The organism is Micromonospora sp. NPDC005299, assembly GCF_042872345.1.
In the GTDB taxonomy this organism is placed as follows: Bacteria; Actinomycetota; Actinomycetes; order Mycobacteriales; family Micromonosporaceae; genus Micromonospora.
The window spans coordinates 63680-87614 of record NZ_JBIAKG010000002.1 but is presented as its reverse complement, the minus strand read 5'-3'; the positions used below and the strand labels follow the sequence as shown (position 1 = coordinate 87614).

At 70.0% G+C, this 23935-nt stretch carries 20 protein-coding genes; 13 read left to right on the top strand and 7 right to left on the bottom strand.

The features are described 5' to 3' along the window. Positions 1-160: 160 nt before the first annotated feature. Together ACFYPD_RS05685 and ACFYPD_RS05680 are read left to right on the top strand one after the other, a co-directional pair. A complete protein-coding gene (locus tag ACFYPD_RS05685; protein WP_387109401.1) occupies positions 161-541 on the top strand; it encodes a hypothetical protein in 381 nt (126 codons plus the stop codon). Positions 542-617: 76 nt separating this feature from the next. Next, positions 618-1739, top strand: coding sequence for a P1 family peptidase (locus ACFYPD_RS05680; protein ID WP_387109400.1), 1122 nt, complete (start codon positions 618-620; stop codon positions 1737-1739). A gap of 146 nt (positions 1740-1885) precedes the next feature. On the opposite strand, the gene ACFYPD_RS05675 is transcribed toward ACFYPD_RS05680, so the two are convergent. Both ACFYPD_RS05675 and ACFYPD_RS05670 read right to left on the bottom strand, forming a co-directional pair. Beyond that, positions 1886-2698, bottom strand: a complete 813-nt coding sequence (locus ACFYPD_RS05675) for an SAM-dependent methyltransferase (protein WP_387109399.1) — start codon at positions 2696-2698, stop codon at positions 1886-1888. A gap of 84 nt (positions 2699-2782) precedes the next feature. After that, complete coding sequence (locus ACFYPD_RS05670; protein WP_387109397.1) at positions 2783-3070, bottom strand: hypothetical protein; 288 nt, start codon at positions 3068-3070, stop codon at positions 2783-2785. A 564-nt stretch (positions 3071-3634) separates the two neighbouring features. On the opposite strand from ACFYPD_RS05670, the gene ACFYPD_RS05665 reads away from it, so the two are divergent. Further along, on the top strand, positions 3635-4006 hold the full coding sequence (locus tag ACFYPD_RS05665) for a YciI family protein (RefSeq protein WP_387109394.1): 372 nt from the start codon (positions 3635-3637) through the stop codon (positions 4004-4006). A 99-nt stretch (positions 4007-4105) separates the two neighbouring features. Here ACFYPD_RS05665 and ACFYPD_RS05660 read toward each other — a convergent pair whose 3' ends face one another. Both ACFYPD_RS05660 and ACFYPD_RS05655 read right to left on the bottom strand, forming a co-directional pair. Further along, positions 4106-5596, bottom strand: coding sequence for a CoA-acylating methylmalonate-semialdehyde dehydrogenase (locus ACFYPD_RS05660; RefSeq protein ID WP_387109391.1), 1491 nt, complete (start codon positions 5594-5596; stop codon positions 4106-4108). After that, entirely contained in the window at positions 5593-6897 is a 1305-nt protein-coding gene (locus ACFYPD_RS05655) for an aspartate aminotransferase family protein (RefSeq protein WP_387109389.1), read from the bottom strand. The genes ACFYPD_RS05660 and ACFYPD_RS05655 overlap by 4 nt, the downstream gene beginning before the upstream one ends. A 130-nt stretch (positions 6898-7027) precedes the next feature. Here ACFYPD_RS05655 and ACFYPD_RS05650 point away from each other — a divergent pair, with 130 nt between their 5' ends. From ACFYPD_RS05650 to ACFYPD_RS05620, 7 genes are all read left to right on the top strand, one after another. Next, a complete protein-coding gene (locus tag ACFYPD_RS05650; protein ID WP_387109386.1) occupies positions 7028-8629 on the top strand; it encodes a PucR family transcriptional regulator in 1602 nt (533 codons plus the stop codon). A 227-nt stretch (positions 8630-8856) separates the two neighbouring features. Beyond that, positions 8857-10416, top strand: coding sequence for an NCS1 family nucleobase:cation symporter-1 (locus ACFYPD_RS05645; protein ID WP_387109383.1), 1560 nt, complete (start codon positions 8857-8859; stop codon positions 10414-10416). Beyond that, on the top strand, positions 10413-11255 hold the full coding sequence (locus tag ACFYPD_RS05640; RefSeq protein ID WP_357336431.1) for a nitrilase-related carbon-nitrogen hydrolase: 843 nt from the start codon (positions 10413-10415) through the stop codon (positions 11253-11255). The genes ACFYPD_RS05645 and ACFYPD_RS05640 overlap by 4 nt, the downstream gene beginning before the upstream one ends. After that, positions 11252-12655: a dihydropyrimidinase gene (gene hydA, locus ACFYPD_RS05635; RefSeq protein WP_387109380.1), complete on the top strand. Its 1404-nt coding sequence runs from the start codon at positions 11252-11254 to the stop codon at positions 12653-12655. The genes ACFYPD_RS05640 and hydA overlap by 4 nt, the downstream gene beginning before the upstream one ends. A 13-nt stretch (positions 12656-12668) precedes the next feature. Then, positions 12669-13661, top strand: coding sequence for a TIGR03842 family LLM class F420-dependent oxidoreductase (locus tag ACFYPD_RS05630; protein WP_387109377.1), 993 nt, complete (start codon positions 12669-12671; stop codon positions 13659-13661). 101 nt (positions 13662-13762) lie between these two features. After that, the gene (locus ACFYPD_RS05625) at positions 13763-14560 is read left to right on the top strand and encodes an inositol monophosphatase family protein (RefSeq protein WP_387109374.1); all 798 of its coding nucleotides are present in this window, start codon (positions 13763-13765) and stop codon (positions 14558-14560) included. A 4-nt stretch (positions 14561-14564) separates the two neighbouring features. Continuing rightward, the gene (locus ACFYPD_RS05620; protein ID WP_387109372.1) at positions 14565-15035 is read left to right on the top strand and encodes a hypothetical protein; all 471 of its coding nucleotides are present in this window, start codon (positions 14565-14567) and stop codon (positions 15033-15035) included. Positions 15036-15097: 62 nt separating this feature from the next. Here the strand turns inward: ACFYPD_RS05620 and ACFYPD_RS05615 are convergent, their stop codons facing one another. After that, a complete protein-coding gene (locus tag ACFYPD_RS05615) occupies positions 15098-15595 on the bottom strand; it encodes a YcxB family protein (RefSeq protein WP_387109369.1) in 498 nt (165 codons plus the stop codon). 449 nt (positions 15596-16044) lie between these two features. Between ACFYPD_RS05615 and ACFYPD_RS05610 the strand changes: the two genes are divergently transcribed. The 3 genes from ACFYPD_RS05610 to ACFYPD_RS05600 all read left to right on the top strand — a co-directional run bounded on the left by ACFYPD_RS05610 (position 16045) and on the right by ACFYPD_RS05600 (position 19249). After that, positions 16045-17175 (top strand): N-acetylmuramoyl-L-alanine amidase, encoded by a 1131-nt coding sequence (locus ACFYPD_RS05610; protein WP_387109367.1) that lies wholly within the window; start codon positions 16045-16047, stop codon positions 17173-17175. A gap of 269 nt (positions 17176-17444) precedes the next feature. Further along, positions 17445-18425, top strand: coding sequence for an ATP-binding cassette domain-containing protein (locus ACFYPD_RS05605; protein WP_387109364.1), 981 nt, complete (start codon positions 17445-17447; stop codon positions 18423-18425). Beyond that, on the top strand, positions 18422-19249 hold the full coding sequence (locus ACFYPD_RS05600; protein ID WP_387109361.1) for an ABC transporter permease: 828 nt from the start codon (positions 18422-18424) through the stop codon (positions 19247-19249). The genes ACFYPD_RS05605 and ACFYPD_RS05600 overlap by 4 nt, the downstream gene beginning before the upstream one ends. Positions 19250-19251: 2 nt before the next feature. On the opposite strand, the gene ACFYPD_RS05595 is transcribed toward ACFYPD_RS05600, so the two are convergent. Both ACFYPD_RS05595 and ACFYPD_RS05590 read right to left on the bottom strand, forming a co-directional pair. Then, positions 19252-22431: a BTAD domain-containing putative transcriptional regulator gene (locus ACFYPD_RS05595; protein WP_387109358.1), complete on the bottom strand. Its 3180-nt coding sequence runs from the start codon at positions 22429-22431 to the stop codon at positions 19252-19254. A gap of 134 nt (positions 22432-22565) precedes the next feature. Next, positions 22566-23549 carry a low temperature requirement protein A gene (locus ACFYPD_RS05590; RefSeq protein WP_387109356.1) on the bottom strand — a complete coding sequence of 328 codons (984 nt, stop codon included), beginning with the start codon at positions 23547-23549 and terminating at the stop codon, positions 22566-22568. Positions 23550-23935 lie beyond the last annotated feature (386 nt).

Sequence of the window (23935 nt, the reverse complement as noted above, 5' to 3'; positions counted from 1 at the left end):
CACGGCAGAGGGCGCCCGACGTGATCTGCACGATGTCAGGGCCTGCACGGCGTCGGTCGCCGGTCTGCCGGTGCAGGACGAGGGACCGCTGGTGCTAGAACGCGACATCGGCATGCCGAGTTGATGCGGGGTCCCATGATCACCGGTATACGATCCGCCGGTGAATCGATCCCTCGCCGCGTACCTGCTGGGCGCCACCCTCCTTGTCGGTGCTTGCAGCGACGACAAGCCGGAGGCGAGCCGGCCCAGCCCCGACCAGTACAGCCGCGGTGGTTGTGTTTTGCTGGCGCAACGGCTGGAGAAAGATGACCATGGCTGGATCCTGAACGGCAGCGTCGCCTCCCGGGCCGTCCGTTCGACGGACCCCGCTGTCAGCGCGGCCGGCCAGGAGTTGGTCTTGGCCGTGAAGGAGGCTGGCGACCTCGATGTGAGCAGTCACGGCAAGGCTGACATGACGCCGGCCGAGGCCCGCATCACCCAGGCTCAACAGCAGCTGATGACGGCGTGCCGTGACCTCCTGGGCGAACCGCCCTGGTCCTGACCATGCGTCGCTGGGCCGACCTGCACCGCCGGACCTTCCTTACGCCCTGGTCGTCGTCGCCGGCAGCTCTCGGACCGTGGGTGCACCCGCACCAGGAGGCAGCTCGACAGACCAGACGCGCCAACCGGACTGCAACAACGACGAGAGGAGCACCATGAACGAGCTTCGCTGTCGTGCCCGCGACCTCGGGGTCGTCGTAGGGCCGCTGTCCACCGGTCGGCACAACGCGATCACCGATGTCGCGGGGGTCCTGGTCGGGCACACCACCATCGACGACGGCGCCGACCTGCACACCGGTGTCACCGCAGTCGTACCGAGCCAACTCGGCCCCGGACGGTGGACGCTGCCGGCCGCCGTGTACTGCGGGAACGGCCACGGGAAACTCGTGGGCTCGACTCAGGTGGACGAATTCGGCGTGCTGGAGTCACCGATCGTCCTGACCGGCACGCTGTCTGTGTTCCGGGCTGCGGACGCGCTGCTGGGGTACTTGATGGACCGCCGGCCGGGCGAGCTGTCGTTCAACCCCCTGGTGGGAGAAACCAACGACGGGCATCTTTCGGACATCCGCCGTCGCCCGATCACCGAGGAACACGTGCTCGCCGCCATCACGGGTGCGTCCGGCGAACCGCCGGCGGAAGGCTGCGTCGGGGCCGGCACCGGCACCACGGCCCTGGGCTTCAAGGCAGGCATCGGCACCTCATCCAGGACGGTACCGGTGGCCGATTGCCCGGCCACGGTCGGCGCCCTCGTCCAGTCCAACTTCGGTGGAGTCCTCACCGCTCTCGGGGTCCCGCTGCCGGTCGACGAGCTGATCCCGGACGCCGACCGAACCGAACCACCCGGCAATTCCTGCATGATCGTGGTGGCCACCGACGCGCCCCTGGACGCCCGACAGCTCGGACGGCTCGCCCGACGGGCGGTCTTCGCGATGGGCCGGGTCGGAGCGTCCTACAGCAACGCCAGCGGCGACTACGCGATTGCGTTCAGCACAGCGCAACCGGACCAGTCACCCATCCCCGACGGGGAGATCAACCCGGTCTTCGCCGCCGTCATGGACGCGGTTGAGGAGGCGCTACTCAACTCGCTCTTCGCTGCCGCCACCACCACTGGCGTGGGTGGTCACACCAGTCACGCTGTTCCGCACGGAACCGTGATCCGGCGGTTGTCGGCGGCCGGCCGACTGGCGGCGCAAGCCTGACTCCCGGGGATGGGCAGGATCGGCACAGGATCCTCCGTCAGGGGTGGTCGGGATTCCCGCCGACGGCTCGGGGTAACGGCCCTGCCGACAAGGCGCGGCACCGGGGCCGCGCCGATCGGCGGCATGAGAGTGAAGCCGCACCACGATCAGGTGCGGCGTAGCACCAGCGTCACGAAGCCCAGAACGTTGCGGTACCCGCGCAACCACTGATCGCGGTGCTCCCGGGCGACGGTGAGGGCCTCGGCGGCATCGGGATGGCCGGGATTCTCCAGGGCCCACTCGGTGAGCGAGCCGATCCACGACCATTCGTAGTCGTCCCACTCGGCGGCGTCGCTGACGTGGGCGTACACCGGCGTCCAGCCGGCCTGCTCGGCAGCGTCGACCAGGCCGGCGAGGTCGGTGAATTCCTCCGGCTTCGCATTGAGCGCTTCGAGTGCCTCCGGAGTCGGCGGGACTTGCCAGAATCCCTCACCGACCATGAGGATGCCGTCGGCATTCACATGCCGACCGGCCAGCTCCAGCGTCTCGCCGAATCCGCCGACCGCGTGTGTCGATCCGACGCACAGCACCAGGTCGTAGTCGCCGTCAGGCACGTACGTCCGGGCGTCGCGCTCGTGCAGTGTGAGCCGGTCGGCGAGGCCACGCGCCTCGGCGGCGCCGGCGGCGCGTTCGAGGACGTACGGGTCGACGTCTACGCCGTCCGCGTGCCCGTCCGGGTAGTGAGCGAGGGCCTGCAGCGCCCAGGATCCCGCTCCGCAGCCGAGGTCGAGGACACGAGCCGCCGGTTGGCGGCCCGCCCGGCGCAGAAGCCGGTTGAGGTTGACACCGAAGATCGGGGCCGCGATCGGGTGGTGTGAGTGCGCGATGCTGCTGAGCCGTTGACGATCCACCGCCAAAGTCAACACGAGTCCGGTCGACGCCCGCACTCCGGTTGTCCTGCCACGCGCGGTCGGCGGCACATGAGTTCACCGAAGCTGGAGCCGCTTACGTTCGGCAGACCGGCCGTCTCCAGCCGCTGGCGTCAGCGGCGATCGGTCTCCCGATCAGAAGGGGGGTGCGTCCTCACCCATCAACGCCAGCACGACGCCTCCCTTCCCGCTCTTGAGGCTCTGGACCACGACCTTGCCGCTACTGCCGTCGGGCAGCTCCAACGTAAAGGTCTTCCCGACCGCGTTCTTGGGGCCATTGCCGGCGCTGTTGGCGGGTCGGAAGTCGCCTGCCCACGGCCGAGTCCCGCCCCTGCGAGCGGGCTCGGCGAAGAGCGCGGCGGTGCCGGGGGTCCTGGTGCCGTCCGAGGAGAGAAGTACTGAGGCGCTGCGATAGGTAGCCATATACGCCAAGGCTATCCCGGACTGCGCTCGTTCGCGCCACGACACGCGCGCCGTAACGCGCACGGCCACGGGGAGCGACCTTGTTCTGCTCTCACCTCTTGGGTTGACCGTGCGTCGGCCGCGGCCCGAGCTAGACCCCGGTCGCCGAAGCTGCAGCTTCGGCGGCCAGCAGCCCCGCCGGCTCGGCCGACGTCTCGCCAGCGCGTCCGCACTTGCCGTACCAGGCCCAGACGCCTCGCAGGTTGTCGGCGCGCACGATCGGCGGCACAAGCGATCGGCGGCACGAGAGTGCGCCGCGGGCGAAACGCCGCTGAAGATCGGCGCCCCCTCTCTTCAGCCCGGTAGCGTCGCCGCCTGCCAAAGCTGCGACGTTAAGCTTTCTGATCAGCAGGGCGTTCGCGTCAGCCACCGCTCAGGGAGCGCCGCTCTGGCGGGCGAGACGCGGGTCGGAGGGATCGGCGGCGTCGCGGTGAGGTTTCTCCGTTGCGGTGTCGATCCGTGGGCCGCTCGTTCGGCGGGTGGGTGCGAGGGCCGAGGGCGGCCGCGCCGGATGAGGAGAACGCGATGGCGAAGTACCTGCTTATCATGCGGGGCACCGACGAGTCGAACGCGGCCATGATGGCCGACATCGACGAGATGATGGCCACGACCCGCCGGTTCATCGAGGAGATGGTCAAGGCCGGTGTTCTCCTCGCGGCCGAAGGGCTCGACGATCCGGGCCGGGGCGTCGTGGTCGATTTCAGCGGCGAGGCGCCGGTGGTCACGGACGGGCCGTACGGCGAGACCAAGGAACTGTTCGGGGGCTTCTTCCTGCTCGACGTCGCCTCGAAGCAGGAGGCGGTCGAGTGGGCCAAGCGGGTCCCGGCGGCCCCCGGGTCGAAGATCGAGGTCCGGCGGGTGCCCGGGAGCGACGAGGTCCCGCAGGTCGACAAGTGATCGTCGAGGACTGGGCCGGGTGCGAGAGCAACGGCCGAACCGGTAATGGCCGCCGCCGAGACGCCTGCCACCTGTGTCGTGCGGCTCAGGCTCTGGTGCTCAGCTGTTCTGCGGGAAGCCGAGGTTCACTCCACCGTGGGAGGGGTCGAGCCACCGGCTGGTGACCACCTTGGATCTGACGAAGAAGTTCACTCCTTCCGGCCCGTACGCGTGCGCGTCACCGAACAGGGAGTCCTTCCACCCACCGAAGGAGTAGTACGAAACCGGGACCGGGATCGGGACGTTCACGCCGACCATGCCGATCTCGATCTCGTTCTGGTAGCGCCGGGCTGCGCCGCCGTCGTTGGTGAAGATGGCGGTGCCGTTGCCGTAGCGGTTGGTGTTGACCACCTCGACGGCGTCGTCGTAGCTGGGCACGCGCAGCACCGAGAGCACCGGTCCGAAGATCTCGTCGGTGTAGATGGACATGTCGGTGTCGACGTGATCGAAGAGGGTCGGCCCGAGCCAAAAGCCAGCACGCTCACCGTCGATCGGGTGGCTTCGCCCGTCGACCACCAGCTCTGCCCCCGCGGCCCGTCCAGCGTCCAGGTACGACACCACCCGGTCGCGGTGGGCGCCGGTGACCAGCGGTCCCATCTCGCAGCCCGGCCGACGGCCGTCGCCGACCTGGAGCGCGGCGATCCGCTCGCTGATCTTGCCGACCAGCGCGTCGCCGACCGGGTCGACGGCCACGACGACGGAGATGGCCATGCAGCGTTCGCCGGCCGAGCCGAAGCCGGCCGAGACGGCGGCGTCGGCGGCGAGGTCGAGGTCGGCGTCGGGCAGTACGACCATGTGGTTCTTCGCGCCGCCGAGCGCCTGCACGCGCTTGCCGTTGCGGGTGCCGGTCTCGTAGACGTAGCGGGCGATCGGGGTGGAGCCGACGAAGGAGATCGCCTTCACCGCCGGGTGTTCGAGAATACGGTCGACTGCCTCCTTGTCACCGTGCACGACGTTGAACACTCCGTCCGGCAGCCCGGCCTCGGCGAACAGTTCGGCGAGGAAGTTCGCCGCGGACGGGTCCTTCTCGCTCGGCTTGAGGACCACGCTGTTGCCGCACGCGATCGCGTTCGGCGCGAACCACAGCGGCACCATGGCGGGGAAGTTGAACGGGGTGATCACGCCGACCACGCCGAGCGGCTGCCGGATGGAGTACACGTCGACCTGGGTGGAGGCGTTTTCGCTGAACCCGCCCTTGAGCATCTGCGGGATGCCGCAGGCGAACTCCACGTTCTCCAGCCCGCGTTGGATCTCCCCCGCGGCGTCGGACAGCACCTTGCCGTGCTCGGCGGTGATGATCTCAGCCAGTTCCGGCCGGCGGGCGTTCAGCAGTTCCCGGAAGGCGAACATCACGTTCGACCGCTGGGCGAGGGATGCCGTACGCCAGCGGGTGAAGGCCTCGCCGGCGGCGGCGACGGCCTGGTCGACGACCGCGGCGGTCGCGAAGTCGACGTGCCCTGCGATCTGTCCGGTGGCGGGGTCGTAGATGTCGCCGGCGCGTTCGGCGACGCCGTTCCACGGCTTGCCGCCGATCCAATGGGTGGTCCTCATCGCTGCTGCACCTCCTTGGCCACGGACTCGATCGACTGGGTGAGGATCTCAAGCGCCTCGTCCGCCTCGGCCCGGGTCAGCGTCATCGGTGGTGCCAGGCGGATGACGTTGCCGTACAGGCCGCCCTTGCCGACGAGCAGTCCACGTTCCCGAGATTCCTCCAGCAGTGCGGCGGCGGCCGCCGGGTGGGGCGCGCCGTCGGGTCCGACGAGTTCCAGCGCGATCATCAGGCCCTTGCCGCGGACGTCGCCGACCACGGGATGCGCCTGCGCGACCGCACGGAGGCCGTCGAGCAGCCGGGCACCCAGGTCTGCGGCGTTGGCCTGGAGGTCGTGTTCCAGGAGATAGTTGAGCGAGGCCAGAGCGCCTGTGGTGGCGAGCGGGTTGCCGCCGAAGGTGGAGATCGAGTTGGCGCCGAGGCAGTCCATGAGGTCCGCCCGGGCGATGACTCCGCCGATCGCCAGGCCGTTGCCCAGGCCTTTGGCGAAGGTGATCGCGTCCGGTACGACGCCGTGCGCCTGGATGCCCCAGAAGTGCTCGCCGGTGCGGCCCCAGCCGGTCTGCACCTCGTCGGAGACGAGGAGGATCCCGTACTCGTCGAGCACCTTCTTGAACTCGCCGAACAGCCCGTCCGGTGGGGTGGCGAAGCCGCCGACGCCCTGGATCGGTTCGACGATCATGCACGCGACGTCACCCGCGGTCGTCGTCTCGATGATCTCGCGCAGGTCGGCGACGCAGGCGCGGATGTAGTCCGCGTCGGACAGGTCCCGGAAGGGGCTGCGGTAGCGGTAGCCGCCGTGCACCCAGCTCACCTTGACGGGGCTGAGCGCGCTGGCCGACCAGCCGCGGATGCCGGTGATGCCGACGGTGGCGAACGCGCGGCCGTGGTAGGAGTTGCGCAGGGCGAGCACCTGCTCGCTGCGCCGGTGCTGGGTGGCGAGCATCAGCGCGGTCTCGTTCGCCTCGGTGCCCGAGTTGGTGAAGAACACCTTGGCGTCCGGGATCCCGGAGAGCTCCGCGATCTTCTCCGCGAGCTCGACCTGCGACTGGATCAGGTAGAGCGTGGAGGAGTGCAGCACGCCGGTGTCGATCTGCGACCGGACCGCGTCGCTGATCTCGGCCACGTCGTAGCCGATCGCGTTGGTCAGGATGCCGGCGAAGAAGTCGAGGTAGGTGCGTCCCTCCCGGTCGGTCACCCGGCGACCGGACGCGCTGGCGAACTCGATCGGCTGTTCGTAGTACAGCGCCAGCCACTTCGGCATCACGGACCGGTGTCTGGTCAGCAGCTCGCGGTGCGCCATCGCGTCCTCCGTATCTCCGCCGGTAGGCCGAGTGTGGCGGCATTCGTTGTCCAACCGCTATGTGCAACCTGTACCGCTCTGCGGCCGCTGCCATTACGTTGTGTGCAATCCCCGTAGTAGGGAGGTCGCGATGTATCCCTCCGTCGCAGAAGCCGTCGCGCTGCCGGTGATCCGGCGCGCGAGGCCACGGGTGGTGGCCGGGTCGGCCGGGATGCAGGGCCGGGTCCGCTGGGTCCACGTGGCGGAGGTCGCCGACATCGCGCACCTGCTCCGCGGTGGGGAACTGGTACTGACCACCGGCATCGCGCTGCCGGAGGAGCCGGCGGCGCTCACGGGCTACGTGGACGACCTGGCCGCGGTCCACGCGGCGGGACTGGTCATCGAGTTGGTCCGCCGGTGGAACGATCACGTACCCGAGGCGCTCGTGACAGCGGCCGACCGGCACCGACTCCCCCTGATCACGCTCGCGGAAGAGACGCGGTTCGTGTCCGTCACCGAGGCGGTGGTGGCGCTGATCGTCGACGCCCAGCTCGCCGAGCTGCGGGCCGCCGAGCAGGTGCACGAGACGTTCACCTCGCTCACCGTGGCCGGGGCCGAGCCGGCCGAGGTGCTGCGCGAGGTGGCCAGGATCTCCGGGCTGCCCGTCGTGCTGGAGACGCTGGGGCACGAGGTGCTCGCGTACGACGCGGCTGGGCAGGATCCCACCGAGCTGCTCGCGGACTGGAGTCAGCGGTCCCGGTCCGTGGCCGTGCCCGAGCGAACGGCCTACGACGAGGAGGCCGGCTGGTTGGTCACGGTGGTCGGCGCGCAGGGCGCCGACTGGGGACGCCTGGTGCTGCTCTCGCCGGACCCTCCGCCGCACCGGCACATGGTGGTCGCGGAGCGGGCCGCGTCGGCGCTGGCGGTGCATCGGCTCGTGGCACGTGATCGGGAGAGTCTGGAACGGCAGACGCACCGGATGTTGCTCGCGCAACTGCTCGGTCAGGCGGTACCGCCGCCGGATCTGGCCGCCCGGGCGGCCGCGCTGGGCGTCGGCCTCGAACGGCGGCAGCTCGTCGGGGTGGCGATCCGGCCCGGGCACATGACGCCACGCGCGCCTGCGCTGGCCACTCAGGAGGTGCTGCGCGACCTCGCCGAGGTGACCGCGTCGGCCGCACGGCGGGTGTCGGTGCCCGCCCTGGTGGGCGTCGTGGACGACACGAGCGTACGGGCGCTGTTGTCGCTGCCCGCCCACGCCAGGGTCGACGCGGTCCTCCGTCGGCTGGCCGAGGAGGTACACCGCTCGACAGCCGGCCCGGTGCTGGTGGCGGTCGGCACCACCGTGTCGCACGCCGCCGAGGTGCGCCGCAGCCTCGGCGAGGCCGCCCACGTCGCGGGGGCGGCCCTCCGCACCCCCGGTGCGCAGCTCTACCACAGACTGGACAACGTGCGCCTGCGCGGCCTGTTGCACCTGTTGCGGGAGGACGAGCGGGTCCAGGCGTTCGCCGACCGGGAGTTGGGCCCGCTGCTGGCGCGGGACGCCCACCAGCGCAGCCGGCTGGTGGAGCTGCTGCGCTGCTACTGCGAGCAGGGCGGGAACAAGTCGGCGGCGGCCGCTGCGGCGCACCTGTCACGTACGGCCTACTACCAGCAGCTGTCGCGGATCGCGCAGGTGCTCGGGGTGTCGCTGGAGGACCCGGAGTCGGTGCTGTCGCTGTACGTCGCGCTCCTGGTGCACGAACTCGACGCGTAGGGCCACTCGCAGCGCTAATCCACCCACCGTGCTGATTGACAGGTCGGTGCGGGCATGCCGTGGACAGAGTGTGCCCCGATCATGGCAAGCGTGGACACTTTGCCGCTGCCCGTGGCGGGCTCGCGGCACCCACCATTCCCAGATAAAGATCGCGCTGAACCGCCCACCAGGAGCGCGTGAGCCGGGTTGGTCGGCCAGTGTTGCGGCACCGTAACAGGAGGTGACCGATGACCGTCGAGCCCCTGCCCCCGGCCGAAACCACCGCGGTCGAACCCGGCACGCAGATCACCCATCCGGACGGCCGAGTCGAGTTGCGCGACTTCTCCACGATCGCCGACAGCCGCTACTTCAACGAGGAGCTCGCCCCGGTACCGATCGAGAAGCGCACCTGGAGCACGTACAACTTCGCGGCGCTGTGGATCGGCATGGCGCACAACATCCCCACCTACCTGCTCGCCGCCGGGCTCATCCAGCTCGGTATGAACTGGGTGCAGGCGTTCCTCACGATCACGCTGGGCAACCTGCTCGTCCTGATCCCGATGCTGTTGAACAGCCACGCGGGCACCAAGTACGGGATTCCGTTCCCGGTCTTCGCCCGCGCCTTCTACGGAGTTCGCGGCGCCAACCTCGCGGCTCTGCTGCGCGCGTTCATCGCGTGCGGCTGGTTCGGCATCCAGACCTGGATCGGCGGTGAGGCGATCTACGCGATCGCCGGGAAGCTGCTGGGCTCCTGGTGGGTCGACGCGGCGCAGATCATGGACCACCCGTGGACGCTCTGGGCCTCCTTCTTCCTGTTCTGGGCGATCGAGATGGCGATCATCTGGCGGGGCATGGACACCCTTCGACGCTTCGAGAACTGGGCCGCGCCGTTCGTCCTCGTGGTCGCCATCGCCCTGCTGATCTGGGTGCTGGTCGAGGCCGGCGGGCTCGGCCCGATCCTGTCCGAGCCGTCGAAGCTGGGCTGGGGCGCCGACTTCTGGAAGCTGTTCGCCCCATCGCTGATGGGGATGATCGCGTTCTGGGCGACCCTGTCGCTGAACATCCCCGACTTCACCCGGTTCGGCGGCAGCCAGCGGCAGCAGGCGTACGGGCAGATCCTCGGTCTGCCGACCACGATGTCGTTCTTCGCCATCCTGTCGATCATGATCACCTCGGGCACGGCCGTCATCTACGGCGAGGCGATCTGGGACCCCATCCAGCTCGCCGCCAAGTTCGAGAACCCGCTGGTCGTCGCGCTGGGCCTGTTCACGGTGGTGGTCGCGACACTGTCGGTGAACGTCGCTGCTAACACGGTCAGCCCGGCGTACGACTTCTCCAACGCCGCACCCCGACTGGTCAACTTCCGGACCGGAGGGCTGATCACCGGCGTGCTCGGCATCCTGATCCAGCCGTGGCGGCTGGTGCAGGACCCCAACATCTACATCTTCGTGTGGCTCGGGTTCTACGGCGGCCTGCTCGGCGCCGTCGCCGGGGTGCTCATCGCCGGATACTGGGTCCGCAGCCGCACGCGCCTCCAGTTGCCCGCCCTCTACCGTCCCGAGGGTCGGTACTGGTTCTCCGGCGGCTGGAACTGGGCGGCCGTCGTTGCCACCGTCGTCGGCGCGGTCCTCGCGGTGGGTGGCGCCTACTCCGCACCCGGCAAGGGGCCGTTCCCCGAGGACGGGTTCATCCCGTGGCTCAAGCCGCTCTACGACTACAGCTGGGTCGCCGGTCTGGTCGGCGCGTTCGTCGTCTACCTGGCGCTGTCGCTGCCGCGCACCGCTCACGCCAAGGAGGAGAACCGATGAGCACCATCATCCGAGCCGGGCTGGTGCAGCAGAAGTGGACCGGCGACAAGGAGTCGATGATCGCGAACGCGGTGGAGGCGATCCGCAGCGCCGCGTCGCAGGGCGCACAGGTCGTCTGCCTACAGGAGTTGTTCTACGGTCCGTACTTCTGCCAGGTGCAGGACGCCGACTACTACTCGTACACCGAGGCGATCCCCGACGGGCCGACGACCGCGCTGATGCGTGAGATCGCCGAGCAGCACGGTGTGGTGCTGATCGTGCCGATGTACGAGCAGGAACAACCAGGCGTCTACTACAACACGGCGGCGGTGATCGACGCCGACGGCACCTACCTCGGCAAGCACCGCAAGAACCACATCCCGCAGGTGAAGGGGTTCTGGGAGAAGTTCTACTTCCGGCCGGGAAACCTCGGCTACCCGGTGTTCGACACCGCGGTGGGCCGCATCGGCGTCTACATCTGCTACGAACGGCACTTCCCGGAAGGCTGGCGGGCCCTGGGGCTGGCCGGCGCAAAGATCGTCTTCAACCCCTCCGCCACGAGCCGGGGCCTGTCAGAGTACCTCTGGCGCCTCGAGCAGCCGGCCGCCGCGGTCGCCAACGAATACTACGTCGGCACGATCAACCGGGTCGGCGTGGAACCGTTGGGCGACAACGACTTCTACGGCCAGTCCTACTTCGTGGACCCGCGGGGGCAACTGGTCGGCGACGCCGCGTCGGACACCGAAGAAGAGGTCGTCATCCGCGATCTCGACATGGACAGGCTGGCCGAGGTGCGCGACCTGTGGGCGTTCTACCGCGACCGCCGGCCGGAGACCTACGAATCGCTGGTGACGCCGTGAGCATCGTCATCCGCAACGGAACAGTCGTCAACGCCACCGGGGAGTACCCGGCGGACGTGCTGGTGGAGGGCGAGCGGATCGCCGCGCTCGCCGCGCCGGACTCGGGTCTGGCCCAGCAGTGGGCGTCCGGCGCCGAGCGAGTGATCGACGCCGCCGGGAAGTACGTGGTGCCAGGCGGCATCGACGGCCACACCCACATGGAGATGCCGTTCGGGGGCACCTTCTCGGCCGACACCTTCGAGAGCGGGACGACCGCGGCGGCCTGGGGTGGCACGACCACGATCATCGACTTCGCCGTGCAGGGCAAGGGAACGTCGCTGCTGTCCGCGCTGGACAAGTGGCACAGCAAGGCCGACGGCAACTGCGCGATCGACTACGGGTTCCACATGATCGTCGCGGACGTCAACGACACGTCGCTCAAAGAGATGGAGGCCTGCATCGACGCGGGCGTGAACACCTTCAAGATGTTCATGGCCTACCCGGGTGTCTTCTACGCCACGGACGGGGAGATCCTGCGGGCGATGCAGAAGGCTCGGGACACCGGATCGATGATCATGATGCACGCGGAGAACGGCATCGCCATCGACCAGCTCGTCGCGCAGGCACTGGCGAGTGGGCGGACCGACCCGGTACAGCACGGGCTGACCCGGCCGCCCGAGCTGGAAGGCGAGGCAACCTCCCGGGCGATCACCCTGGCGAAGGTCACCGGCGCACCGCTGTACATCGTGCACCTGTCCGCCGCGCACGCCCTCGACGCGGTCACCCAGGCCCGCGACACCGGGCAGAACGTGTTCGCCGAGACCTGCCCGCAGTACCTGTTCCTGTCGCTGGACGACCTGGCCAGGCCTGACTTCGAGGGCGCGAAGTACGTCGCCTCTCCCCCGCTGCGGCCCAAGGAGCACCAGGCGGAACTGTGGCGGGGCCTGCGCACCAACGACCTGTCGCTCGTGTCCACCGACCACTGCCCCTTCTGCTTCAAGGACCAGAAGGAGCTGGGCCGGGCAGACTTCTCGAAGATCCCCAACGGGATGCCGGGCGTCGAGCACCGGATGGACCTGCTCTACCAGGGCGTCGTGAAGGGCGAAATCACCCTGCCGCGCTGGGTCGAGATCAGCTCGACCACGCCCGCCCGGATGTTCGGCCTCTACCCACGCAAGGGCGTCATAGCCCCGGGCGCGGACGCGGACATCACGGTGTACGACCCGACGGCCGAGCAGACCATCTCCGCCGGCAGCCACCACATGAACGTGGACTATTCCGCGTACGAGGGCATGCGGCTGACCGGGAAGGTCTCCACCGTGTTGTCCCGCGGCCGGATCGTCGTCGACGACAACGCCTTCCACGGCGCCGCCGGGCACGGCACGTTCCTGAAGCGCGACCTCAGCCAGTACCTGGTCTGACGAGGAGTTGACCGTGGACTTCGGTGTCGTACTGCAGACCGACCCGCCCGCTCGCGACGTCGTGGCGGGCCTCGCCGCCGCCGAGGACAACGGATTCCGCTACGGGTGGACGTTCGACTCCTGCGTGCTGTGGCAGGAGCCGTTCGTCATCTACTCGCAGGTCCTCGCCGCGACCAAGCACCTGATCGTCGGACCGATGGTGACCAACCCGAGCACCCGCGACTGGTCGGTCACCGCGTCACTCTTCGCCACCCTCAACGACATGTTCGGCAACCGAACCGTCTGCGGGATCGGCCGGGGCGACTCGGCCCGCCGAGTCATCGGCCAACCGCCGGCGAGCCTGGCCACCCTCAGAAGCGCCATGCGCGTGATCAAGGAACTGGCCGAGGGACGCGACGTGGAACACCACGGCACGCCGGTGCGCATCCCGTGGGTGCGTGACGGCAAGCTGGAGATCTGGATGGCCGCCTACGGCCCGAAGGCGCTGCGGCTGGTCGGCGAGCAGGCCGACGGCTTCATCCTGCAGACCGCCGACCCGGACATCGCCCGCTGGACGATCGGCACGGTACGCGACGCGGCCAGCGCCGCCGGCCGGGATCCGGACTCGATCACGATGTGCGTGGCCGCCCCCGCCTACGTGGGTACGAACCTCGTGCACCAACGGGATCAGCTGCGCTGGTTCGGCGGCATGGTCGGCAACCACGTGGCCGACCTGGTCGCCCGCTACGGCGACTCCGGAGTGGTACCGAAGGCGCTGACCGACTACATCACAGACCGCGAAGGCTACGACTACTCACACCACGGCCGCGCCGGCAATCCGTCCACCGACTTTGTCCCCGACGCCATCGTCGACCGATTCTGCCTGCTCGGCCCCGAGTCGGCCCATGTCGACCGGCTGCAGGAGCTCAAGGAGATCGGGGTCCACAACTTCGCCCTCTACCTCATGCATGACGACAAGGAGAAGACCCTCACCGCGTACGGCAAGAACGTGATCACTCACGTCTAGTGCGTCGCGCCCGGCGGTGAGCTGCACCCTGCGGCGGCGGGAGCGGCGCGATGCCGCCCCTGACCGCCGGGAGATAGCTTCGCCCCGATATTCTGCCAGGCATGATCAACTCGTACGCGGGCCTTGACGATGCCGGGGTCGCGATGGCGGCGGCCCGTGCCGGTGCGGACGTGGTGCGCACCATGTACGGCCAACGGCTCAGCCGCATCGAGAAGGGCGCCGGGGACTTCGCCACCGACGCCGATGTGGAGGCCGAGCAGACGATCCTCGGCGTCATCCGCGCCGCTCGGCCCGACGATGCGGTACTCGGCGAGGAAGGCGGGCAGCGGGGCGCGGCCGACGCTGCGCGCCAGTGGCTGGTGGATCCCCTGTGCGGCACGCTGAACTACGCCGTCGGCAACATGCTGGTGGCCGTCAACGTGGCGCTGCGCAACGGAGCAGCGGCGGTGGCCGACCCGTTCACCGGCGAGGTCTTCTTCACGGACGGTGAGACCGCCTGGGTGCGGCACGACGGTGTCGACGCGCGGTTGACGCCCACTCCCGCCAACCAGCTGGTGGACGTCAACCTGGACCCGCCGTTTCCGAGCGCACCCGGATTCCGGGCCGTCGACTTGCTGGCCCACCCCGGGTTCGTCGAGCGGTTCCGGCCGCGGGTCGTGTCCACCACGCTGGCGTTGGCCTGGGTCGCGGCCGGCAAGCGCGCCGCGTACGTCACCGACGGCGGTGACCTGTCCGGGAGTGTGCACTTCGCCGCCGGCATCGCTGTGTGCCGCGCTGCCGGCTGCGTGATCACCGGGATCGACGGCGCCCCGATCGGGCCGGCAGGCCGCGGGCTTGTGGTGGCCGGCGACGCCGAGACCCACGGGCTGCTGATGTCGATGATCCGCGGCCGAGGCTAGTGGGGTGACGGCACAGGTCTCGCCGGGCCGGATCAAGCTGCTCGTCGTACCCCTGGTCCTGGCCCTGTTCGTCACGGGGCCGCTGCCGGCGGCGGTGATCCGACCGCTCGCCTCGATCACCGAGGCGGCGGTGCTTGCCATGCTGGTCTGGGCGGCGCTTCCGGTGATCAGCACGCCGGCGCTGCCCCTGGCCGTAACCACGGTCGAGTCGTCGCCCGGCGTCACCGAGGACGTTCGGGGCCACGTGGTCACCGTGGACGACGTGAACATGGTGCTGCTCCGGGAACGCGGCGGGGTCCGGTACGTGCCGATCGGCCAGGTCCGGGCTCAGGTGCTCTGCCCGAGCGAGGAGGAACTGCCCCGCCGGCAGCTACGCGTGCGCGACTTCCACGTCGTGGACTCGCTGCTGGAGGGACTGGGCCGGCGGGTCCGGCCAGTCCACCGCATTGACGCCGCCTGCCGCACCGTCGACTGAGGGCACGCGTGACGACGCGTCCCACCCTGCTCAGATTCGATGCGCTCGGATGCCAGGTGAGTTCACCGAGGCTGGAGCAGCCCCCGTTCGGCCAGAAAGGCTCGCATCGTCTCGGCGTCCTCGGCGGACATCAAACGGCGTGGGATCACCGTCGCCGGCATCCGGCCGACGTACACGATCCAGAACTCAGGGGTGTCCCTTACCTGGGCGACCCCGTCCCAGGCGATGCCGCCGGACTCCGAGCCGCTGCGCATCATGATGTTGTCGTCGGTGATGTCGTAGGCGCCTTCGACCGCGTAGCGACTGGAGCGGCGCCGGGCGCGCATCCGCACCCACGGCGAGTACAGCATCGACAGCAGGCCACCCACGACCATCGTCATGCACAGCGGCGAGATCTTGTCGCCCCACGCGAACCCCCGCGAGACGGCGAAACCGACCGCCCCGACCACCGCCAGTACCGCGCCGACATAGCCGTACTTGCGCAGCCGAACACTGCTGAGCGCCGCGGCCACGCGGCCTGGGTAGGCGGGATCGGCTGGGACGTCGAAACGGATGTGCACGCCAGAACGATAGTGCCCCCACCCGCCCCCGGACAGCGCCTGACTCGCGCCCAGCTGGCCGGATCGTCGGGGGCCGCCCTGAATGGGCCCAGCCGCACGTCGGTGTCGGCGGCAGATCATCACACCTGACCATCGTCGACCGCCCAGCCTCGGGCGAGGCAATGCGCCCCAGAGAGCCAGCCGTTGACTCTTGTCTGTTGAAAATTGCCAAGCGTTGCGGTGAAATAGTCAAAATGTTTCACCACCGGTCCTCGCGGATGAAGGTGGCCTCATGTCAGTCCGCTCACTCGGTCTTCTCGGCACGGCGACGGTCGATGCTCGCCGCCGAGGACCACAGCCGCCCGGCGTTCCTGCCCGCGTAGGGCGCCCGCCCTGCGCCTTCACCGACATAGCTCAGTCGACCCACAGCAGTTGTCGTTGTTGTGCCACATCCCTCATGGAGGCAGCGCATGTCAGCTCATCGGCACGAGGTCGGTCGTCGCACCTTGTTCAAGGCAGGTCTCGGTACCGGGATTGCGGCGGTCGTCGGCACTGAACTGTTCGCCGCGGTACCAGCGGGTGCCGCGCCCAGCGCCACGTTCCCCTGGATCATCGATTGCGACACATGGGGTGCGCGCCCGCCAAGGGGAGCGATTCAGATCACCGGCAACGTCACCAACAAGATCATCCTGCACCACATGGCGTTCCCGAACGTCACGGACTACTCGCGCGACCAGGCGATCCAACTGGCGCGGGACTGTCAGAACCTGCACATGGACGTCAACGGCTGGGCGGACACCGGACAGCACTTCACGGTCAGCCGTGGCGGCTACGTGCTGGAGGGTCGCCACCGCAGCCTGGAGACGCTCGACACCGGCGCGCACCAGGTCATCTCCGCACACTGCCCGGGCGAGAACGGGAACGCGATCGGGATCGAGAACGAGGGCACGTACATCACCGAGACGCCGCCTGACGCACTGCTCGACGCGCTGGTGAGGTTGTGCGCCGCGGTGTGCCAGCAGTTCCGGCTGCAGCCATGGGACATCTTCGGCCACGGGGACTTCTACACCACCGAGTGCCCGGGCACCGCTTTCTACCGGCTGTTCCCGATGGTGCGCTCGCGTGTCGCGGCAGCACTCGCCACACAACAGCCGGACATCCCCGCACGCCGGTGGCCCGACATCTGGCGCTTCGTCGACGGCCCGGTGGTGAAGGTCGCGCAGTACCTGCTCGCGGATCTCGGGTACCCACTGACCCCGAACGGCGACTTCGGCTACGACATGAATGCCGCCGTGGCCGACTTCCAAGCCAACCACGGGATTCGGGTCGACCCGGACGCGACCTTCGACGCGGCCACCTGGGAAGCGCTTGTGCCGACCCTCGCCAAGGACGCCAACGGTCTTCCCGCCAACGCGCTGCAGTACCTGCTCGGCCGCAAGGGGTACGACGACGTCACGGTGAGCGGCGAATTCGACCACAGCACCATGAAGGCGGTCCAGGACATGCAGCGCCTGCACGGCCTGGTACCCAATGGGAAGGTCGACGTGGACACGTGGTGCGCGATTGTCGGCGGCTCAGTTCGTTCGGCCTTCCAGTACTGAGCGCCGCCTGCTCGCTGGTTTCAGGACGATCCGGACCCGACCGACACAGGCGCTGGAGCGCTGACACGTCGGTCGGCCGGACGTCGTGATGACCGGTCCCGCAACAGGACTGCTGGCTGCGACGCGGGGCGTCACCAGCTGGCCCGGGCCGGTGTCATCGTCGCCATCGTCAGGCGACCGAGGCGGCCCGCCCCGGCCGATACCGCCCTCGGTGGGCGTGTCGGTGCCGTGTCGGGGCCGTGTCAGGTGGCCGGCGCACGCTGTCAGGCATGACAGCTGACCTGGTGATCGAGGCCGAGGGCCTCGTCAAGACCTTCGGGAAGACGAGGGCGCTGCAGGGCGTGGACCTCGCGGTGCCCCGGGGCACGGTGCTCGGGGTGCTCGGCCCCAACGGCGCCGGCAAGACCACTGCCGTACGCATCCTCTCCACGCTCCTGGCCCCGGACGGCGGCACCGCCCGGATCAGCGGCTTCGACGTCGTCCGCGACGCCGAGCGGGTCCGGCAGAGTATCGGACTCACCGGCCAGTACGCCTCGGTCGACGAGGACCTGACCGGGCGGCAGAACCTGGAGCTGTTCGGCACCCTGCTGGAGCTGGGGCGTACCGGCTCGCGGCGGCGGGCCGCCGAACTGCTCGACTGGTTCGACCTGACCGCCGCCGCCGATCGGCAGGCCAAGACCTATTCCGGCGGCATGCGGCGACGGCTGGATCTGGCCGCCAGCCTTGTCGGCTCGCCCGACGTGATCTTCCTGGACGAGCCGACGACCGGGCTCGACCCGGCCAAACGTGAGGACATGTGGGAGGTGGTGCGTTCGCTGGTCACCAACGGCTCGACCGTGCTGCTCACCACGCAGTACCTGGAGGAGGCCGACGCGCTCGCGGACGCGATCACGGTGATCGACCACGGGCGGGTCATCGCGTACGACACACCCGAAGGGCTCAAGCGGGTGGTCGGCGGCCAGACGCTCGAGGTCCGGCCGTCCGATCCCGCGCAGCTGCCCCGGATCGCGGCGATCCTGACCGAGGTCGGCTCCGGTGCGCAGGCCGACGAGATCCGCAAGGGCGTGCTCGCGGTGCCGGTCGCCGACGACGCGGCCCTGACCGAGAGCGTCGCGCGGTTCGCCGCCGCCGGCATCGCGGTCACCGAGCTTTCCCTGCACCTGCCGAGCCTCGACGAGGTGTTCTTCACCCTCACCGGGCGTACGGCATCCGACGACGAGACCATCCACCTCACGGAGGTCGCGGCATGAGCACCCTGGCCGATGCACCACCCACGACGAACTCCCCGCTGTCGGCGATCGCGGCGAAACCACGACCCTTCCGGCTCGCCCGGCACTCGTTGGCGCTCGCCAAGCGCAGCCTCATCAAGACCTGGCGTACGCCCGAGGCACTCATCGACGTCACGCTGCAACCGGTGCTGTTCCTCATCATCTTCGTCTACATCTTCGGCGGCGCGGTCGCCGGATCCACCCACGACTACCTGCAGTTCCTGTTGCCCGGAATTCTGGCGCAGACCATCGCCACCGGCGCCATAGCGATCGGAGTCAACCTCAACACCGACATCGCCAAGGGCATCTTCGACCGGTTCCGGTCGCTGCCGGTCCCCCGCTCCGCGCCGCTGGTCGGCGCGGTCCTGGGGGACGTCGTACGGTACGTGATCGTCACGATCTCGACCCTCGCGATCGGCTACGTGCTCGGTTTCCGGATCGACTCCGACCCGCTGCGGGCGATCGCCGGCTGCCTGCTCGCGGTGCTGTTCGCCCTCTGCCTGAGTTGGCTGCCGGTCCTCGTGGCGATGAAGGTGCGTACCCCGGGCGCCGTGCAGGGCCTGATGTTCGCGCTGATCATGCCGATGAGCTTCGCGTCCAACGTGTTCGTCAGCGCCGACACCCTGCCGGGCTGGATGCAGGCCTTCGTGGACGTCAACCCGATGACCCACCTGGTGGCAGCGGTGCGCGGGCTGTTCCTCGGCACCCCGGTCGGCTCGCACGTGTGGTGGACGCTCGCCTGGTGTGCCGGCTTCGTGGCGGTGTTCATGCCGCTGGCGTTGCGCGCGTATCGCCGGAAGATCTGAACCTAGGCGAGCAGGTCGTCCATCAGCTCGCGGATCCGGGCGGTGGTCGCGGCGACGGGCCGCTCACGCCACGCGGCCAGCAACGGCTCACGCTGCTCCTCGTCGCGGAGGGCGGCGTTGAGCCGCTCGCCGTCTCCGGGTGGGAAGAAGGTCATGTCGTGGGCGCCGATCCGGATCCCGAGCGCGGACAGTTCGCGGGCGGCTCCGACGTCACCTCGGTACGCCGCGAGTTCGGCACCGCCCACCGCCAACGCCCCGATCACCGGCAGGTCCCTGGAGGACAGCGCCTCGTCCCGGGCGAGCCTCAGCAACGCGGCCGCGTGGGCGTCGGCGTCGTCTCCCGACGCCCGCCGCACCTCGGCCACCCGCAGGTGGAGGACCGCCACCGCGACCCGGAGGATGACGCGCGGCTGCGGCGGCGGCCCGGCCCACCCGGCCAGGGTCCGGGTCACCCCGTCGGCGTGGGCGAGTACGTCGTCGTAGCACTCGCGCTGCCAGGCGAGGTGGGCCAGCCCGAGGCGCGCCTGCGCGATCTCCACTTCCTCGGCCTGGCCCGCGGTCGCCGTCTCGCCCAGCCGCCGCTCCGCTTCCGGGTCGCCGGCCAGGGCACGTTGCACGTCCAGCCGCACACGGATCGAGCGGGCGTCCTGCGTCGCGCCGACCAGATCCATGTGGTGGACGCTGCGGGCCAGCCAGTCGGCCGAGCGAGTGTCCCCGCCCGGGATGAAGAACTGACCGACGGCGCCCGCCGCCATCGCCATGCCCCAGTGGTCACCGGCGACCTCGAACTGGCGGTACGCCTGCTCGGCGTCGACGATCGACGCCTCGGGCATGCCGCCGTTCTCCCGGATGGCGGCGCGGGCGAACAGGCCGAGTCCCCGCACGTACGGGTCCGGGTGCGCGATCATCTCGGCGGCGGCCTTCATGCTCCCGTCCAGGTCGGACGCGTCGAACGCGGGCACCGCCGACGCGAGCACGGTCTGCCGGGGCGACACCTCGGCGGGCCGCTCGGCGAGGAGCCTCCGTAGCGCCCGTCGGGCGAGCACGGCGAGCCGGAACTCGCCGCTGATGCCGGCGTTGACGGCGATCAACAGGCAGGTCCAGGCGAGCCGGTCGGCATCGGGCAGTTGCCGGCCGGCGGCCCGGCCGCGCAGGATCGCCGATGCGCGCCGTCGGTCCGGGTCATCGACGTGCAGCAGACCCCGTGCCCAACCGGTGACCTCGAGGTGCAGGCCGCGCACCGACCAGAGGTGGAACAACACGGTGGCGACGTCGATCGTGGCCGGCTCGTCGTCGTGCCCGAACGCCCAGCGCAGGCCCGCGATCAGGTTGTCCTGCTCGGCGGCGCAGCGGTCCAGGGCCTCGATCTGGCCGGGCCCGATGAACCGGTCGGCGAGGGCGACCGCCTGCTGCCGGGCCCAACCGACCAGGCCCGCCATGGCCGGATCTCGGTCCCCGGCCGCGCCGAGGCGGGCTTCGCCGTACTCGCGGACGGTCTCGAGCATCCGGTAGCGGGGCGGGCCGTCTCCCTCGACCAGGGTCAGCAGGGACTGTTCGACGAGCGTCGCCAGGCCGCGTCGTACGTCCAGGGTCTGCGCGACCGCTGCGGCGAGGTCCGCGGTGAACGGCGCGGGGATGACCGCGACCCGCTGGAGCAACTCGCGGTCGTCGGGCGCGAGCAGTTCCCGGCTCCAGCCGACCATCGCCCACAGGCTCGCGTGCCGATCCGGCAGGCCCCGCAGCGCGTCGTCGAGGAGCGCGAACCGGTCGGTCAGCCCGGCCAGTACGTCGTCGATCGGCATGTGCCGCAGTCGAGCGGCGGCCAGTTCGAGCGCCAGCGGCAGGTTGTCGAGCCGGTGACACAGCGCGAGCGCTCGTGCGGTGTCCCAGGTCGGCACCGCGCCGCCGGCCCGCGCCCGGGATTCGAGCAGCCCGAGCGCGTCGGCGTCCGGCAACGCGGTCAGCCGGTGGACCCGCTCACCGGCCAGGCCCAACGGGGCCCGGCTCGTCGCGAGCACCGTGACCTCCGGCGAGGTCACCGCGACCAGGTCCGCGACGACGGTGGCCACCGTGTCGAGAACATGCTCGCAGTTGTCCAGCACAACGAGCCCGTCGAGGTCCGGCGCTACGGCGCGTAACCGTTCCTCGGGGCTGAGGACCCGCCGTTCGAGGCCCAGGTTGCCTCCGGTCGTCGAGGTGTCCCCTCCGCCGAGCGCCGCGAGCACCGTGGGCAGCACCTCGTCGGGTGAGCGCAGACCGGCGAGTTCGATCACGCGGACCGTCTGCCCGGCCGTCGCCGCGCGACGCGCCACCTCGGCGGCCAGCCGGGTCTTGCCGGCGCCGCCGGTGGCCACGATCGTCACCAGAGCCGCCTCGGTGAGCGCCTCGCCCACGGCCTCGACGTCCCGCTCCCGACCGACGAGGGCGGTCACCGGCCGGCGCCATGCGGCGGGCAGGGCGATCCGCGTCGGCTGCCGGGGCGGCGTCACGACAGCCGGGGTGGTGAGTTCGCCGCGCAGCAGCGCCAGGTGGACCTGCGTGATGACGGACGACGGGTCGGCGCCGTACCGGTCGGCCAGTTCGGCACGAAGCCCGTCGATCACCTCCAGCGCCTCGGCGTCGCGGCCCTGGGCGGCGAGCACGCGCACGAGCAGGGCGGCCGACGGCTCGTCCGGGGGCGTACGTGCGACGAGCCGGCGCAGGTCCGCCTCGTCGAACGGCCCCGCACCGGCGAGTGCCGCCTCTGCGCGGAGCGCGGTGACGTCCGCGAACAGGCGCGTCTCCTCGGCGGTCACGAGCTCGGGGACCTCGGGGAACAGGGCCCGGGCCTGGTCGGCCGAGCTGCGGGCGGCACGGACGTCACCGGTCCGGAGCGCGGTCCGTCCCCGCTCGGCGAGCGCCCGCGCCTCGACAGCGTCAACGGTGATCTTCTCGGCGGGCAGGCGATATCCCCCCGGACCCGCGACCACCGGCAGCCCGAGCCGGCGTACCCGGGACACGAGCGCCTGGATGGCGCCGGTCGCGTCGTCCGGCGGCGTGCCGCCCCACACGGCGTCCACCAGCAGCGTGGTGGAGACAGCCCGCCCACGCGCGTCGACGAGCACGCGGATCACCGTCGCGAGCCGGTCGCCCCGGACCGGCCGGCCGTCGACGGCGAGCGGGCCGAGGATCGTGATGTGCACCGACCCAGCATCCCCCACCGCTGCACCGGGCCGCCGATCACCCGCTCGATGATCGGGAGCCGGCGGCAGGAAGCCCGCTCGAAGGGAGCATCGGATGCCTCACGCGTGGGGCGGCGGGGTTGCGCGCGGTCGGATCACCAGCGGGTACGGATGTGCCAGCGGGTGCGGTACACCGGTTGCCCCCAGTGTGGGATGAAGGCGATCGCCATCATTCCCACGGTCATGACGGTGGCGACCGTGAGCGGTGGCAGCCCTCGCATCATCGGCGCCGCCAGCGACAGGACGGCCACGCCGATGGGCAGCCGCCACAGCATCGCCCGGAACACCACCAGCGCATACACGGAGCGGCCGGCGAGGAACACCAGCGGACCGGCGGTCACGATGGCCAGCTCGGTGGGGTTGATCTCGCCGACGGGGTCTCTGGCGACCAGGTCACCACCGGCGGCGACCAGCACCACACCGGCCACCTTGACCAGATGCGCGTACGCCGCGACCAGCGCGATCCGGCCGGGATTGTTGGCCTCGTCGATCCCGGTGGCGAGATAGTCGGCGACGTAGACGATATAGATCCGCCACATCGTCACGGTCAAGACGAAGAGCAGGATCACCCCCGCCGTCCGCAGGGACACGAACGGGGGGTCACCATATTGCCTCACCCCGACCAGGATGATCTCGCCGAGGGTCACGATGAACATCTGCCGGTAGCGTTCCGCGAGGTGCTCGCCGCCCACCCGGAGTTCCTCGGCGCTCGAACGGCCGAGCCGGGGCAGCGGATAACCGAAGAGGCCGACCGCGAAGTCCGTCGTGATCGCCACCGCCCAGAGCACCAGCCGGACCGGGCTGGGCAGGAACGCGCCGACCAGCCACAGCACGCCGGTCAGGCAGAACCAGATGAGCACCCGCATGGGCCGCCTTTGCAGGGCGTGACCGCGCAGGGCGGTGATGAGGATGAGCCCGCGACAGAGGTGCAGGCCCACGTACGCCCCGGCGAAGGCGATCCCGTTGGCCCCCTCGAATGCGCTGCTGATGGCCAGCGACCAGCAGTCCGCCGAACAGCACGCCGAGTAGCGTGGGGCGTTGCCGCACAATCCGGCCGCGACCCGTGCGTTGGACTTCACCGCTCCGCCGTCTCGTGGACCACAGGACCAGCTGAAACTGCGGGAGCACCAAGGTCAGGTGCCTGACCTTCTGTCGACTTCGCGCGTCTCGAACTCCGGTTCCACGCCAGCGTCCAGTTGCGACAGGGCGACGCGGATGAGCGCGCCCGGCGAGGGCATGCTGCTGCTTGTCACTGTTTGGGGCGCCTGTCAGGTTCTCGCAGCGGGGTTGCTGGCCGCGACCTTCGCCCGGCCGTCGCCAGCGCCGTAACGACAGGGAAACGCAGGCCGCCCAAGGACGTCCGGTGACAGTGGTGGGGTCCCCCTTGGCCTCCACCAGCTTTGTCCAATCCGCACGCTCGCTCGGCGACGGATGGCGAGATGGCCGACCTCAGGCGCTCAGCTCA